The organism is Vibrio harveyi NBRC 15634 = ATCC 14126 = KCTC 12724 (genome assembly GCF_001591145.1).
GTDB lineage: Bacteria > Pseudomonadota > Gammaproteobacteria > Enterobacterales > Vibrionaceae > Vibrio > Vibrio harveyi.
Genome location: NZ_BCUF01000075.1, coordinates 1 through 15881, shown reverse-complemented (window position 1 = coordinate 15881; position 15881 = coordinate 1). Strand labels below are relative to the sequence as shown.

Genomic DNA, 15881 nt, shown 5'->3' with positions numbered 1-15881 from the left:
AATTAATCAATTGATGAATATTGAGGGAATTATCGCCCTAGCCGACTAAAACTTGTCCACGTTACACTGAATACAGTCCCACATTCTTCTGCAACCTGACCTACGATCAGGCTCAACTTCTTGAGGAAGCATCGCATGATGAAGCGAATCATTCTTGGCACCTTTGTTATCACCCTTTTGACCGCTTGCTCAAAAGACGATGGTCAGCAAGCTCTTGGCACACTAGAACGTGACCGCGTCACCTTTACAGCCACCTCAAGCGAAATCATTCGTGCTCTACCCATTAAAGAAGGCAGCCAAGTAACTGAAGGTGAGGTGCTAGTTCAACTCGATACTAAGAACCAAGAAGCGATATTAGCCCGCGCCGTAGCTGAGCAAGCTAAAGCAGATGCTTACCTATTAAAGCTGACCAATGGCGAACGTCCTGAAGATATTGCAGCAGCCCAAGCAAGAGTTGCAAGAGCAGAAGCGCAATTAACCGAAGCTCAAAAGAACTACCAACGTAAAGCAGAATTGGTACGTAAGAAACTCATCAGCCAATCGGAAAAAGACACCGCATTGGCAGCAAGAGATTCTGCGCGTGCCGAGTTAGATTCGTCACAAGAAGAGTTCAGCAAACTTACCGCAGGCTCACGTCCTGAAGACATTGAACAAGCCAAAGCCGAACTGATGGCAGCAAAAGCAGATGTGGCTCTTCAACAGCAAAAACTAGCAGAGCTAACCATTACCGCTACCCGTGATGGTTTGCTCGACAATCTACCTTTTAACTTAGGCGAACGCGTTCCAGTCAATGGCATCGTTGCCGTGATTCAAGCAAGCCGTGTCCCTTATGCACGTGTTTATGTCCCTGCGACTTATCGAGTGCAATTGTAGTCAAGTGAGGTACGAAAATGTCAGACCCAGCGTAAAACTTACCTTTGTGAGTTATCCGCACTTCAAAGTAAACTACTAAGTGCTCCGGTTGGCTATTTTGTAATGAGATTTGAGCAAAAAAGCGACGACAATCAATGTTTTTCGTCGCTCAGATAATAGCTGCTTGGTCGGTTATTCAATCTAGAAATGAAATCGAAGAAATGTGAAAGATTAGCTTTGATTCTTTAGATAGTCGATGAGGATGTTACTTTCAATAGAAAGGTGGGTGTTTTTTTTCTTAGTGATGCCAATTTTTGATAACGTCAAAGGTTGGACGCTTGTTATAGTTACAAACTGCTCCTTATTATGAATGTTATCCGCGATTGATGTAGGTATTACTCCGTAATAATCGCCTTTACTAAGCATGAACATAATATTGTTTAAAGAAGTAGTTTCAACAATTGCTTCTGGAGGTGAAATCCCATTTGAAGAAAACAATTCACAAAATTGTTTAGTTAAGTGAGTATCAAAACTTGGTAGCAACCATCTTTTAGTTGCAAGTTCTTCTAATGGTATTTCTGCTGAATTTCTCAATCCAGTAATAATTATAGCACTCTCTATGAAAAGAGCCTCTTGTTCTAAAAGCTTGTTAGCCTTGACGTCCGATAACCTACCTAGAAGGAAATCTACTTCTCCTGATATTAATTTAGGAGTTAGTTCGTTACTGCTTCCTTCTATAACTTTTATCTTTAACGTTGGAAAGGAGTCGAGTAACTTCATCATAGCCACTGGTAATCTGTAACTAGATCCAGTTAATATAACGCCGATAGATAACAATCTACTATGACCACTATGAAGAAACTCCAATTCGTTAGATACTTTATCTAACTGAGCAAGAATAAGCTTAGCCTTTTCTGTGAACGCAATCCCTAAATATGTCGGCTCTACCCCTCGACTTGTACGAGTAAAAAGTTTCATTTGCAAATTACTTTCTAATTCACTCAACATCTTGCTTGCTGTAGGTTGAGACATGTTAATAGCATTTGCAGCATGAAGTATGCTTTTATATTCACAAAGAGCAATGCTTAAACGAAAATGTTTAACAGTAGCCCAGCGTTCTAGTTTCTTAAACTTTTCCATTGATGACTCACCCCAATAAAAAATCGCACACAACAATGCTTTTATTAAAACCAACAGAACATTTTAGTTAGTATTAATTGAACTGACAATAACATAATCTTGATAACAAGAAAAGTAATAAAAAATACAACGTATAAACTTACTGCTATTTCCAAGATTGCACACTTAATAAAACTCATTATTAACCTTCTTAAGTTATTGAACAATTACTGCTTAATTTTTTCAAAATGAACCTTGCGCCATTACATTTAACCTTTTAACAAGGTCAAATTGAAAATCACTTTCTACCCCTTTAACAACAATAGATCCAACTGAATTTCTCATGGTCATGACTTGTTTAAACAGGTCGTTAAATCTGCCGTCCATCCACCAATATTTTTTATCCAGTTTAACTAAATCAAAATTAATTTTTTTGACTGCTTCTTCTTTAGATTTAGATGTGTGAATATAGTCGTTAAGCCAAATCTCCCCACCACATTTTTTTATTTTCTCAATGTTTAACAACAAATCTTTTACTAACTCACTGGAATTCAAATCAATATTAATTTGGTCTATTTCAAAAGCTGTTCGATGCTCACTTTTAGATATCATTTTATCTATAAAGTGGGCATCAAGAATTGCAGATAAAGGTAAATGATAACTTACTGTAACATCTCTACCCTTTAGTAATTTCGTGTTTTTTTCGTACTGAGCCAGAGCAATTGATTTACAGTCTTCCGATGAAAGATTTTTAAAGTATTCTTTTTTGTTTTTTATTCCTCCCAAGCTACTTTTTACATCAGATAACGTATCATAAGATATTATTACATCGCCCTTCTTTATAACTTCCAAATAAAACTCAAAATACACAATGTCAATAAGTTCATTGTCTATCGCAAAGCACCCTGAACTCGATTCCAGTAAGTCTATCAGCATGTTAACCTCATTTTAATTTTCTGACTATTTATAATTAGCGTTGGTATTACTCATATGTTTTTTTAATTTCGATTCGTATTGGATAATAATTTTTTCCTTTTCTTTTTTAAAGTCATCTATATATAAACAAACGCAACAAATGTTACCTAATACTATAACCACCATAAAAATAAAAAACCAAGGATTATCAAATAGAATCAGAAAATCGTTGATGTGTAAAATTTCAGCCCATTTGCTCATATCAATAATTTACCTACAATGAACCAACGAAGGATGAAAACAATAATACTAATCCTGCGTATGAGTTATGCTTAAAAAGAAAGAAACATATATCTGGCTTTTCTAAGTCTATTTTTTTAATTTGAGAATAGAAGTCAAACAACAAAACAAACATACCAATAAAATAAAACACATTCATATTCAATAAGTATCCTGATAATGTCCATATCACTACAGAAATTAATAAGAAAACTGATATATATTTCTTACCATCATCTTCGAATAAAATCGCAGTAGATTTCAAACCTAAACTTTTATCGAAATTAATATCAACATAGGCATAAATAGTATCGTAGCTAATCGACCAGAATACAGTCCCCACCCACATTAGGAATGCACCAAAGGGAAGTGTGTTGTTAACTTGAAACCAACATACCAACATACCCCAATTAAAAACAAACCCTAGAACAACTTGAGGCCAATTAGTGAACCTTTTACAGAAAGGATATAATATCATCATCGGTATTATAGGTAACACCGCAGATTGTGCACTTTCATTCAATCCAAAATATAATAGAAAACTAATAATCGCTAATATTATTAAAAATATCACAGCATTATATGTTGTTAAATCTCCGTTTGTTAATGGTCGTAATCTAGTTCTTTCGACATGACGATCATATTTTTTGTCCGTGATATCGTTTATGATAGAACCTACACTTCTCATTATTAAAGACGCAATTGCAAATAGTGCTAAATTGTAAAGACTTGGGACTCCCTTGCTTGCTTGGCATAAAGCAGCCAAGCAAGGAAGCATTGTAAGATAAGTGCCTATAGGTCTATCAAATCTTGCTAATCTAAAATAAGGCTCGATAGATGGATGAATAAAAATGTTTATCCAGCCATCTTTTGATATGTCGCTCAGGTCTTTATTATGATGCTTTTTCTTCATGATAGACCCGCTTTTCTTTATGATAAATAATTTTGCTATTTACGGTGATAATACAAAGAAATATCCACAAGACACACATAACTAGTGAAAGAATAATTGCATAGCCCCAACTATTACTCTGTTGATATAGAAAACCAAATACTAATGGACCTAAAGAACTAATCACATATCCTATGCTCTGTGCCATACCAGATAGAGATGCTGTTTGATGAGAACAATGTGTGCGAATGCCAATAATTGATAAAGATACAATAAATCCACCACCACTGCTAAAGCCTAATGCAAAAATCCAGTATTTTGCTAGATTAGGATAAATATATAAACCTGATATGCTTAGTAGTAATAGTAATCCCAAACAAACGCTTACTAATTTCATATTTTTTATTTTTATTTTCACTAAAAATATTGCAACTAAAGCTGACGAGAGCTGTAAATAACCATGTATTTGTCCCGCCTCTGCCTTTGAGTAACCCAAGTACTGCAATATGGAAGGAGTCCACGCAATAAAAGCGTACATCAGCGCCGAATTTACTCCTAACAACAAAGTTATTTTCCACGATTCTAATGATCGCCATAAGTATGTATGTGTGTCTATAACTTCGATATCATCCGTTGGTTTTGTATGTTGCTTTGATAATCTAGACCAAAAAACCGTAGCGATTAGAGTTAATATCCCAACGAAGGCTAACGAATATTTCCAAGAGTTTGTTAAATTGTATTCGTTTGCAAGATTGCCAATAGGAATTGTATAAATAGAGATTACTGTAGAACCTATACCCATGAAAAGTACGTAACAACAAGTAACTGCGTTGACGTGTTTATTGAAATCTCTTTTAACCAAACTAACAATTAAAACATTACAAAAAGCTATTCCAATCCCAATAATTCCGGTTCCTATAAACAAAGAGGCACTACTTCCAACAGATCTAATAACTATACCTAAAAGAATTACTATTAGTGAAACTTGTATCACAGGCTCAGTTCCGAATTTTTTTGCAAAAATTGAAGCAACTGGTGAGAATATTGCAAACATTAAAAGAGGTATAGAGGTTAATAAACTTCCCTCTACAGAACTCAAATTCAATGCACCAGAGATCGTACCTAATACAGGTGCGACTCCAGCTATTGGGGATCTTAAATTCGCAGCAACAAGCATTATCCCGATTATGACAATTATTTTATTGATTCTATCTATTTGATTCATAACTATTCCAGTGTTTAACATTATGAAATATGTTAATGTCGATAGCTTTTGCCGTAAATAGAAAATGTTTATATCTAGGTATTCTAATTTAGAATACCTATTTTTATGAAATGATTAGTTCTTCCCCAACTTTATTTTAATACTAAGTATGAAAAGATCATGGTGGTTATCGCTCAAACTCTAACCACTTTCAAGAGAGATATAAGAAAGCAGCTCAACGGGATATAAAAAGACAAGATCAGCAGCTAACTCAAAGAAATTACTTGCACCAGAATACTCGAATAATATGGAAAGATAGATATTTTTATAGAAAAAATGGGACATTAATATCATAAACTATTTTGATTAATGATCAATCGCTTTATAAGTCTGTTGATTTTTGGAACATAGTTATAAAAAAATATTTGAGCAAAAAACGTCTTGAATAGGTGACAGTGTTATAAATAATATCGAAAAGAAATAAAGGAATGACGATCTATATGGCTAGAAGAGTAACGAAAACAGACCAAAAATATGCAGTTATGAGTGCCAAAACAACGCAAGAATGGTTTGAATGGTTTATGTGCTGGAAAACGCCGAGCTTGATGAAGCAACATAAGGAATCAATAGTACAGGATTTAGTGCTATTTGACGCATATCCTGATGTTTTCGATTCAATTGATTTATCTTTCTGGAAGGCTTACAGTATAAGGTTTGAACAAGAAACAGACAGGTTGGCTTTGAAGCTAGAAAACCAAAAGTTCGAAATTTCGTCCCTTCAAATAATTACTACGCATCCATGTGTAATTGCGCTGATAGATTATGCAAAAGAAAGAAGTTCAATCGACCGTGTTAACCATGAGCTCAATAAGGTTACAAATTCATTAAAACATAGGCGTTTAGAACGAACCGCAAGAAGATGTAAGCAGACAGATCAAGTAACTTGCACCCATAAGTCAAAACCAGTCGGTTATCGGTTATTGGGACGTATTCCAGACGACATAATCAAACGTGCAAATGGTACATTTAACAAATATAAAAACGGTGAAATACACCCAAGAATCACCAAGAAAAACAACTATCTAGTTTTAAACGTTGGTCGTGATTGGAGGATGTTAAATAGAGGCACTGGATTCGAACTTATGAGTCATGAACGATACAACAACCTCATACTACTATGACCCCGATTAATCCCTATGAGGAAAAAGCTAATTACCTAAATGAACTGGCATTAATCGCCAGTCAAAAGGGTAAGCATCAAGAAAGCGATTTCCTACATTATTGCGCAGAAATCATAAGATATGGAAAGAATGTAGATACAAATGTTCTTTACAATATATAGCTTGATTAGTCAACAACCACGAAATAAAACACAATCTGAAATTTGTGAAATTTTAAAAACCATAATAGGAACGCTCAAATGACAAAAACTGAAAAACTTAAAATGGCATGGTCTGTCCTTAAATCAAAAATGAAATAATTGAAATGTTTGTTCAAAACAAACTCCATCATGATTAGATAAGAAGTTCGTTACAAAGATTGGGAAGTTGTGCAGAGATTTATGAGAAAAAAGTAAAAGATTAGAAAATAGAAAACTACGTTCAAAAGTTATCAATTGCAGGGATAACACCTCAAGATTTAGAGGATCACCTTAAGAAGAAAAGTAATAGAAAATCATCAAAAAGAAATAAAGTAGTCATTGCTATTATCGAAGGTATTGAAATTACACAATATGGCGCGATTCCAAGATCTATAAAAGAAAAAGGAATCCTAAAAAGAGAAGCTATTCCGAATGAGTATTTAACTAGAGAAGGGAAAACCTATATGGAAAAACTCAAGAGTAAATAAGTGTCGGAAAAGTCCGACACTAATTATAGGCTATACATATTCCCACTTCGGTATAACTGCTGCTTGTCCAAAATAATTGTAATCAAAGTCATATAAGTTAAATATGATTGCATCGATTATTTTAAATCTTAAACCTGTAGCTGAAACCCTTGTGCCTGTATAACCTTTAATAAATCCGTTAGAATGGACTTGTTTAAGTAGCTCGTTCCATTCTTCAATTTCATCAAACTCAGCGGAGAATTCTGAAGGTAATCTAATAAAGTCTTCATATTCCATTTCGAAAAGCTCTAAAGCGTTTTCATTTGCAAAATTGAATATTGGTTCACTTTCTGAATTATGTGATATTATCGCAAAATTAGACTTCCAAATATCACTAATACAGGTTTCATCAGTGAAAAGAGAGCTTCCAAATATTCTATTGAAATTGTAATTTATGATACGAGCATTTTTAATATAAATATCTGATATGGATTGAATACACAAATTCAATTACCTTCTTTTGGTTTTAACTTAGTAAGACCTTGGCTCTTATCCGAAACATAAAAAACTATAATTTCTGCTGGCTCATTACTTTCATTAACACCATAATGGTATTGGTTAACCATCTCAATTATAGCGTTGTTCTTTGTATCTGCATCTAAATGCAGTACATGTGATTGATCCTGTGAATAAACGGTCAGCTTACCAGACAATAGAACTCCGGCGTTGACCACTGGGTGCAAATGGATGGGAAGCTTTTCACCCGCGTCTATTGTGATCTTTTTTATGGTAACTTTTGTGTCTTTGATATCAAGAGAAGGTAATTTTGTGCCGTTCCATGAATTCGAAGAATCGATTAAGTTTTCGGATGTAACCGCAGCAGAGCAAGAAATTGAGAATATTGCGAGAAAAAAAGAAATAGATAGTTTTTTCATAGTAGTTCCCTTAACATGATTTTTGGAAAATAAATACTACCATTGATTTAAAAAATTTTAAGTAAAAATGTTTTTTACATAAAATACAAAACAAATGAGGTATAGACATGAGAACCATAATTTTAACCATCTTAGTGACTACATCTTTGTTCGCGTCAGCCTCAGATCGACCGGATTATAAGCTGATTAAAAGTTACGAAATATACGATATTTATGGAAGCACTCCAGAAGAATTAGAAGAATCATTTGTAAAGCAAAAACCAAGAGCTTTAGTTGAGACTGGATTTGATGCTACAACAGATTGGGATTATGATATGTCATATGATACGAATACTTGTAGAGCAACAGACTTAACCTTATATGTAGACTTCACCCTCCCTATTATACATACCTCAAAGTTAACTGATGAAGTTAAGAAAAACGTAACTGAGTATACAAACGCAATATATGCTCATGAACAGGTTCATTGTTCTTTGATCATAGAAAAAATAAATTCAATGTATGATAAGGTAAGAAAAGGTGAAAAAGGAGACTGTGACGAATACTATAAAAAAGTTTCTGATGAAATTACAAATTCAATCAATAAAGTTAACAAAGAATTTGACCGTTCAACTGATCATGGTAGAAAACCTACGGACTTTTCAAAGTACAAATATATGAACCTTTGTAAATTCCCTTTTTAATAATATGGCATATGGAATATATAAGGGAAAGTCAGGAGCATGGTTTGCTAAAGTCCCGAACGTACACAAAGCTAACGGATATCAAATCAAGGGTTTCCACAAAGGAAAATGGAATGACCCTCGATCAGCGGCTGTTTTGTGGCGTGACAAAAAAGGAAGGGAAATTTGGGGAGCGCGCAGATGGGATTTGATACTTGTTTATAAAAACTCTGCCGTTAGACGGCTGAGATCGCCTATTCATGGTGTTTGCGTGTACAAGACGGTTTCTAAACATAAACATCGTGAGGTAATCTATCCTGTTATTGCCGTATCATGGCGAGATTTCGATGGTGAAAAACACACTAAGTTTTTTGGAGAAAAGCGCCCTAGTTCAATTGAACAGGCTGAACTTGACGCTTTTTACTTCGCAGCTAGAAAACGCGCAGAACTTACGGGAGGTGTGTTAAACGTTAATCCGTTTTGGAGTTGTTTCATAGTAGATAAAGGGGGTTAATACACCCTTTATTACTACTTAAAGTATTCAACAATTTCTTCCACAAACAGCCTAACTTTTTTAGGTGTGTTTTTACGTGTCTTATATAAAACATAAACAAATCTTTCACTTATCTCATACTCATCCAGTAAAGTAATAAGCGTTCCGTTTTGAAGTTCATCGTTTGCCAACTTCTCAGGTAGCATAGCAATACCATAGCCATGCAACAATGCAAACTTTACAGCGTGAATACTGTTAACTGTTAATTTTGGTTTTATTCTAATTTTTTCCTCTAAATTTTTTTTAGAAAAAGACCAAATACCATCATTTTTTAAATTCGTATCCTCGATGAAATTATGTTTCAGTAGATCATTCGGAGTATTTATAGGTTGTTTGTTTCTCAAGTATTCAGGTGATGCGCAGATTACATTTTTATTTACAGCAATGAGTCTTCCAACAAGATTCATTTCTTTTGGAGTTAATATCCCTGATCTTATAGATACATCGTATCCAAGTTCAGATAAGTCATGGGTATCGTCACTCATCAATAAGTTTAATTGGATATCTTCATACTTATCCTTGAAATACATCATAAATGGCATAAGCATGCATTCGGTTAGACCTTTGGGGCATAAAACATTTAATACACCAGAAAGCTCTTTACTGCCCTCCTTAAATACTTCGTTCAAGTTGTCTATCTTCTCTACTATTTCCTTTGCTTCTTTATAATATCTTTCACCAGCATCGGTTAACGATATTGAATTTGTAGATCTGTTGATTAGTCTACTACCTAAAAAGTCTTCTAATTCAGTAACATTCCTGCTTACCATAGAAGTAGTAACTTTCAACACCTTGGCTGCTGCTGTAAAACTACCAAGTTCGACAGTGCAAATGAAAGATTTCATGGTTTTTAGGGTATTCAATGTTTTAACTCCGAATTCAAATTATAAATATCTTACTTATATCAATTAGCTACAAAGCACTTATACTTTTTTGAAACAACGCATTTACTGTATTTGCCATGTACTTTCTACAAAATAACATTACTATTTTTAATGTAAACAATAAAGGAGAAAAAAATGGAAAGTAACCAAGTACAAGTCGTTCGCGATTACTTTAAATATTGCGTAGATGGTAAACAGACAGATCGTGTTTCAGAATATTATCATGCAACAAATCTCATTATCCATCGTCCTGATTGTGATGAGCCGATTTCAGATTTAGTAACTTTCGAACTTAAATTAAGAGAGTGCGTAACCGACAGATATGAATCAATAGAAACATCATTTCAAAAAATTGTCGAATCTGGTAATGAAGTCGTAGTTTTTTTAACCCACGTGGCAAAAAATTCAAATACTTGGAGAGAGTTTGATGTTAGTGGCAAAGACGTAACTTGGACTGCTTTAACATATTTCCGATTTGACGAATCAGGGAAAGTGGTAGAAGAAATCGTTGAACGCAATGAGCTATTTATGGCGTTTCAAGTGGGCTTAGAACTGACTAAGAGATAGGTTTTTATTGTGGGTAGAATTAGCCTTATTTTGGTTATGGTATTTATAATGGTAATTTCAAGTGGATGCGTGTCATCTTTGACAAAAGGTTGTGATTCTCAATCTAATGAAAGTGGTGGAAGTTTCGAATGTAAGCTATAAGCATAGTAATTTTACACGCACAATACTAGGCTAACTATTAACTTAAATAAGCGCTTAAATAAGGTTCATCGCGGCTTTCCGGGGAAACCCGCTTTTATTTTTAAGAAGAAGTAATCGGTGTCTCGATAGCCATATCCCATCCGCTTGAATAACTTTATCTTGTTATTTATCCCTTCAAGCGTACAGGTATTCAGCGGGTAGCTTGCCGAAGCAGTAATCCCATGAATATATGGACGGAGCTTTCGAGCGAACTCTTTGAGTGGCTTAATTCCACTCTCATTCACTTGCTCCAACCATACCTGCCATAGGTTTTTAGCATGAAGTTCAGACTCACAACGCCACAGTTCCTTTAATTGCGCACCCAGTAAGTAGGTTGTCATCAAGTCCTGATTCATATTCAATATTTCTGTGAGGTAGCTTTCCTGTTGTGTATTTAAATTATTCTTATTTTTCAATAACACCCAGCGCGAACGCTTGACCCATTGCCTTGCTTTTTTGTCCTGTTTTAGCTTATTGGCTTGGTCGACTCTGACTCTATCCATCACTTCACGACCGAACTTAGCAACAACGTGGAACAAGTCGTAAACGATACGGGCATTTGGGCAATGCGCTTGGACTTCAAGGTCAAAAGCCGTATTCATATCCATTGCTACAGCTTCGATATTTTTACCATGCTCACCTAGTTGCTCAAAGAACGGGCGAATATCCTTGCGGCTACGACCTAGTCCTATCCAGATAACCTAATGACTTTTCGCATCTGCAATGACCGTCGCGTAACGGTGCCCTTTAAAAATGGCGAACTCGTCCATGACGAGTCGCCTTAATTCACCTCATTTAACTTGCGGTACTACTTGCTGAAGCCGACGCTTATCTATCTCTTTGATTGTGTGCCAATGAACGCCTGTCACTTGGGCTATATGTTTAATAGGCAGCAGAGGTAACAACTGTTCTATATAGCTTCACAGACGGTTAGTGATACGAGCATAAGGTTCCAACCAAGATAGCCGTTCTGTTTTAATGCCGCAGTGGCTGCACTTGATGCGTCGGGTTTGAATGGACAGTTCAACGGGAGCTCCTAACAGTGTGGCTTCCTTTACGTTGCGCCATTGATACTCATGTATGGCTTGAGCTTTAAGCCCACAAGGATACTTAGCGGTAGAGTTAGGTTTGAGAGTGAGCTTTATTAATGACGCAGTCTGATGAGACTTTACTATATGAAAGCCTTCCCAGAATGAAGATAGGAAAGTATGATTCGACATGAAAACGGTAGTTTGTGTAGGTTTTGTTTGGCGATAAAACTCTATCACTTACTACCGTTTTTGTTTTTAGTTCCCGCTTATCCGCGATGAACCTTAAATAAGCGCTTATTTAACAAGGTTCATATCATATCGCACGTACTGTTAATGGTCGGCTACGGCCAATCTTTGTCAAAGCTAGTTGCCATAAGCTCAAGTCACGCGCGCGAAAAGCTCCCGCACAACTAAGCAAATAATATTTCCACATTCGGTGGAAATCCTCACTATAGTTTCCTCTGATTTGATTCCACGATTGCTCAAAGTTTGAATACCAACACATAAGGGTTTTGTCATAATCTTCACCGAAGTTTTGCACATCTTCAATGTTGAAAATGTTTTCCATTGCTCCTGCAAGATTTTTCATAGAAGGTATGACTCCATTTGGAAAGATATATTTCGAAATCCACGGATCGGATACATTTGTACTATGGTGTGATCCGATTGTATGAAGCAAAAATATACCATCATCTTTCATAAATCGCTCTGCACATTCGAAGTATTCAGCGTAGTTCTTCGGTCCAACATGTTCGATCATACCAATAGAAACTACACGATCATATTTAACAGTTGGATTAAATTCTCGATAGTCTTTCAAAATGAAGTTAGCATTTACGCCGTTTTCCTTAGCTAATTCGCTCCCGAGCTTTTTCTGCTCTTTGGATAGTGTAAGACCGTCACAGATCACACCATACTTTTTCGAAGCGTAAATCATGAAGCTGCCCCAGCCACAACCAATATCTAGAATATGCATACCCCTTTGCAGATCAAGCTTTCGACAAATCAAATCCATTTTATGTTCTTGAGCTTCGTCCAACGTTTCCGCTCGACTCCAATACGCACAAGTATAAGTCATGTGTGAATCTAGCATATTTTGATAAAGTTCATTGCCGATGTCGTAATGATGGGGAACATCGAATTTACAACGCTCAATGCTCTGGGGGTTAACAAAGTTTTTCAATTTTAACTTTGCAGATGAAGACGCGAACTTGAGCTTTTCTGTAAGCCCGAGTTTTCCTTCAATATCATTTAATAGTATACGTTCAAAGAACTGATCCAAGCGGCTACAATCCCACATATTAGCCATGTATGCTTCACCTAATCCCAATGATCCCGATTGCATCACTAGCTCATAGACTTTTGTGTTGGATACTTGGATATCCCACGGGTTCGATCCATTAATGGTAATCCCAGCTGTGGCTAATGCCTTTTCAAACACATTTTCTAGACTGTTCATTTTATTACCTATTTAACCTATTTGTTTGGTTAGTTACCCATTTTTATTTAGCCGATTTAGACATAAACAAAGTAACACATTAGTAATATCCTTATTAGTAAACAAAGCATATACATAATGTAAATTTAAAAATTAGATATAAAAGTCAACAAAATTTTCAACCTAATTAGAAAAACCTATTACTTATACTTTCCAGAAACAATTATTGTACTTATTGCTTTCTATACTAAAAACAACATTATTATTGTCGTTGTCATTGTTAAAATCAAAGAATTAAAAAATGGAAACAAAGATAAGGATAATTGGAACCTCAAAAGGAGTTATATTATCAAAAGACACATTAAATACCCTTGAGGCTAATTTAGGCGATTATATAGAAATAAATTTAGATGGTAATAGTGTGATATTGACTAAAAGTTCAAAAAAGGACATCAAGATAAGAAATGAGGTAAAGAATCAAGATTTACTATCTACTTTTATCGGGGAATTTTTCAAAAATGATATATATAGAGAGCACTATATTAATAAACGGGAACAAAAAAATAACGATCCAATAAGATATCACTCTTTAAAATCTAAAGTCCTACTGGACAACAAGTTGTTTCGGGGTAGAGTATGGATCTCAGCTAAGCCAAGATCAAATTCTTTTGCTTTACAACCTACAGCATGCTGGAAAATTATCGACAAGCACATAGAACCTCTTTCTTATAAAAAAAAAAGGAAAAGGAGCGCAATAACTTATTCTATTTTTATTCAGAAAGCTTGGAATCTGTATTAGAAATTATAAAAAAGTTATTCATACGCGATTGATTAATTAGAATATCCAATTAAATCACTTAACTCGTCTAAAGCTTCTATAGCTTGCTCTGTCACATTTAAACCTACGAACTTAATAGACATAGTGATTAGCAAAAAAAAGAGCGCTAACCATAGCGCTCTTACTTTGTTGAACTTGCCATCTGAGAAAATTGCTTCTTTGAGTTTTGGCAGTAGTTTTGCCAGAAATACAAAATATGATCTCATCTTTTGTTTCCATTCTCTCCTATTTTATGTATTGCCATAAGGATGTGCTTGGTTTTTGTATCAATCAACAAAGCTAGTGATTCAACCCTCTCATCTGTACGCATGTTAGACGATTCTATTGCTTCTTTTAACTCAATCTTTGTCGTGTATACTCTACCTACTTCTAGTGCTTGTGCATATTGCCTGCCTTCTAAGTCGTCAATACGTTTAAATTGATAAGCAGTAACCCCTGTGAGGACAGTTAAGATTAGGCTTATTATCCACTTAGAAAATTCATTCATTATAAAGCTATTCCCCATTTTCGGGCAAAGTAATTGAAGTATTGCTTCTTATTGTTCCATATAGATGAACCGCTATCTAAGATTAAAAGCTCCATCAAATCAAACTTTGTATTGCTACCGGAAACACCTTTTCCTATATATATCTGAGTTATCGACAGCAATACTACTTCCGATTTTAATAGAATTGGACTCGTTTAGCTTATGGCTACCCATAACATTTAGGTTTAAGTTTCCACTAGTGTCTAACGAAACGATTGCCATCATGTCCTTATTCATGTCGGATTCTTTCAACGCCACTTTTGCAATAGCATAATCAGAGCCATCACCAACGGCACAAGCTAAACCTGAATCAAACATTCCAATGGACAAAATTTTTCCGGATGATAAAAAGTTCTTATACTTAGAAACCTGAGAACTATTCACGCCTTTAGCAAATTCATGAGGTCTAAAGACGACTATAACTTCAAACCCATCACCAGCAAGAACTTTGTCTAACTTTGAGTTTTTACCATCAAATTCTTTTACCGTACCAAAATTAGAGGTCGCGTTGTATTACAACCCGAGTCGGCGCTCGGCAGTAAACATCGTACCCGGTTTACTTGGGGTCATACTTACAATGACGATGATCTTGTTTACCAGTGCTGCCATTGTGAGAGAAAGAGAACGAGGCAACTTGGAATTACTCATCACCACGCCAATTCACTCTATTGAGCTCATGGTCGCGAAAATTATTCCGTACATCTTTGTCGGTTTAATTCAGGTATTTATTATTCTTGGCTTGGGGCATTGGATCTTTGGCGTGCCGATAAATGGAGCCATTAGCCAGATATTATTTGGCACCTTGTTGTTTATAGCCGCCAGTTTAACGCTCGGTTTGGTTATATCCACCATCGCCACAACACAGCTTCAAGCCATGCAGATGACGGTATTTATTCTCCTCCCGTCTATCCTTCTGTCTGGTTTTATGTTCCCTTATGAGGGGATGCCAGTCGCAGCTCAATGGATATCAGAGGCTCTGCCCGCGACCCACTTTATGCGCATCATTCGTGGTGTGGTGCTTCGTGGTGCCGATCTAATGGAGTTATGGCGAGACACAATATGGTTGCTTGGTTTTACCGTGGTGGGCTTAGTCGTCGCCTCTTTGCGCTTTAAGAAATCACTCGATTAGAGCAGAAACAAAAATGCCACTCCGTTCAATACGAGTGGCACTTTATCCCC

The 15881-nt window shown here is 35.6% G+C and carries 15 protein-coding genes and 3 pseudogenes; 7 read left to right on the top strand and 11 right to left on the bottom strand.

Annotation, left to right across the window (positions count from 1 at the left end; genetic code table 11):
• Positions 1-135: 135 nt before the first annotated feature.
• A pseudogene (locus VHA02S_RS23355) lies at positions 136-864 on the top strand (HlyD family secretion protein); the annotation flags it as partial.
• Between the two features lie 219 nt (positions 865-1083).
• On the opposite strand, the gene VHA02S_RS23350 reads toward VHA02S_RS23355, so the two are convergent.
• From VHA02S_RS23350 to VHA02S_RS23330, 4 genes are all read right to left on the bottom strand, one after another.
• On the bottom strand, positions 1084-1992 hold the full coding sequence (locus VHA02S_RS23350) for a LysR family transcriptional regulator (protein WP_038899165.1): 909 nt from the start codon (positions 1990-1992) through the stop codon (positions 1084-1086).
• Between the two features lie 222 nt (positions 1993-2214).
• A complete protein-coding gene (locus tag VHA02S_RS23345; protein WP_038899164.1) occupies positions 2215-2907 on the bottom strand; it encodes an EAL domain-containing protein in 693 nt (230 codons plus the stop codon).
• Positions 2908-3160: 253 nt separating this feature from the next.
• Positions 3161-4078 (bottom strand): 4-hydroxybenzoate octaprenyltransferase, encoded by a 918-nt coding sequence (gene ubiA, locus VHA02S_RS23335; protein ID WP_038899162.1) that lies wholly within the window; start codon positions 4076-4078, stop codon positions 3161-3163.
• Complete coding sequence (locus VHA02S_RS23330) at positions 4059-5282, bottom strand: MFS transporter (RefSeq protein WP_038899161.1); 1224 nt, start codon at positions 5280-5282, stop codon at positions 4059-4061. The genes ubiA and VHA02S_RS23330 overlap by 20 nt, the downstream gene beginning before the upstream one ends.
• Positions 5283-5761: 479 nt before the next feature.
• Between VHA02S_RS23330 and VHA02S_RS23325 the strand changes: the two genes are divergently transcribed.
• Positions 5762-6442: a ParE family toxin-like protein gene (locus tag VHA02S_RS23325; protein ID WP_112407373.1), complete on the top strand. Its 681-nt coding sequence runs from the start codon at positions 5762-5764 to the stop codon at positions 6440-6442.
• Between the two features lie 697 nt (positions 6443-7139).
• On the opposite strand, the gene VHA02S_RS23320 is transcribed toward VHA02S_RS23325, so the two are convergent.
• Both VHA02S_RS23320 and VHA02S_RS23315 read right to left on the bottom strand, forming a co-directional pair.
• The gene (locus tag VHA02S_RS23320) at positions 7140-7592 is read right to left on the bottom strand and encodes an MEKHLA domain-containing protein (RefSeq protein ID WP_038899197.1); all 453 of its coding nucleotides are present in this window, start codon (positions 7590-7592) and stop codon (positions 7140-7142) included.
• A 2-nt stretch (positions 7593-7594) separates the two neighbouring features.
• Positions 7595-8023, bottom strand: coding sequence for a cupin domain-containing protein (locus tag VHA02S_RS23315; protein ID WP_038899159.1), 429 nt, complete (start codon positions 8021-8023; stop codon positions 7595-7597).
• Between the two features lie 107 nt (positions 8024-8130).
• On the opposite strand from VHA02S_RS23315, the gene VHA02S_RS23310 reads away from it, so the two are divergent.
• Positions 8131-8706, top strand: a complete 576-nt coding sequence (locus tag VHA02S_RS23310; RefSeq protein WP_038899158.1) for a DUF922 domain-containing protein — start codon at positions 8131-8133, stop codon at positions 8704-8706.
• A 250-nt stretch (positions 8707-8956) separates the two neighbouring features.
• Entirely contained in the window at positions 8957-9199 is a 243-nt protein-coding gene (locus VHA02S_RS25990) for a hypothetical protein (RefSeq protein WP_127891271.1), read from the top strand.
• A 14-nt stretch (positions 9200-9213) separates the two neighbouring features.
• Here VHA02S_RS25990 and VHA02S_RS23300 read toward each other — a convergent pair whose 3' ends face one another.
• Positions 9214-10101, bottom strand: a complete 888-nt coding sequence (locus VHA02S_RS23300; protein WP_038899156.1) for a LysR family transcriptional regulator — start codon at positions 10099-10101, stop codon at positions 9214-9216.
• 156 nt (positions 10102-10257) lie between these two features.
• On the opposite strand from VHA02S_RS23300, the gene VHA02S_RS23295 reads away from it, so the two are divergent.
• A complete protein-coding gene (locus tag VHA02S_RS23295; RefSeq protein WP_038899155.1) occupies positions 10258-10689 on the top strand; it encodes a nuclear transport factor 2 family protein in 432 nt (143 codons plus the stop codon).
• Positions 10690-10895: 206 nt separating this feature from the next.
• Here the strand turns inward: VHA02S_RS23295 and VHA02S_RS23290 are convergent.
• Both VHA02S_RS23290 and cfa read right to left on the bottom strand, forming a co-directional pair.
• Positions 10896-12089: pseudogene (locus VHA02S_RS23290) on the bottom strand (ISL3 family transposase).
• 124 nt (positions 12090-12213) lie between these two features.
• Positions 12214-13359 carry a cyclopropane fatty acyl phospholipid synthase gene (cfa, locus tag VHA02S_RS23285; protein WP_038899154.1) on the bottom strand — a complete coding sequence of 382 codons (1146 nt, stop codon included), beginning with the start codon at positions 13357-13359 and terminating at the stop codon, positions 12214-12216.
• A 280-nt stretch (positions 13360-13639) separates the two neighbouring features.
• Here cfa and VHA02S_RS23280 point away from each other — a divergent pair, with 280 nt between their 5' ends.
• Positions 13640-14137 (top strand): AbrB/MazE/SpoVT family DNA-binding domain-containing protein, encoded by a 498-nt coding sequence (locus VHA02S_RS23280; protein ID WP_038899153.1) that lies wholly within the window; start codon positions 13640-13642, stop codon positions 14135-14137.
• A gap of 32 nt (positions 14138-14169) precedes the next feature.
• Here the strand turns inward: VHA02S_RS23280 and VHA02S_RS23275 are convergent, their stop codons facing one another.
• Positions 14170-14382, bottom strand: coding sequence for a hypothetical protein (locus VHA02S_RS23275; protein ID WP_038899152.1), 213 nt, complete (start codon positions 14380-14382; stop codon positions 14170-14172).
• The gene (locus VHA02S_RS23270) at positions 14379-14663 is read right to left on the bottom strand and encodes a hypothetical protein (protein ID WP_127891270.1); all 285 of its coding nucleotides are present in this window, start codon (positions 14661-14663) and stop codon (positions 14379-14381) included. Before VHA02S_RS23270 ends, VHA02S_RS23275 begins: the two co-directional genes overlap by 4 nt.
• Positions 14664-15198: 535 nt before the next feature.
• Between VHA02S_RS23270 and VHA02S_RS23260 the strand changes: the two are divergent.
• Positions 15199-15831: pseudogene (locus VHA02S_RS23260) on the top strand (ABC transporter permease); the annotation flags it as partial.
• Positions 15832-15881: the final 50 nt, after the last annotated feature.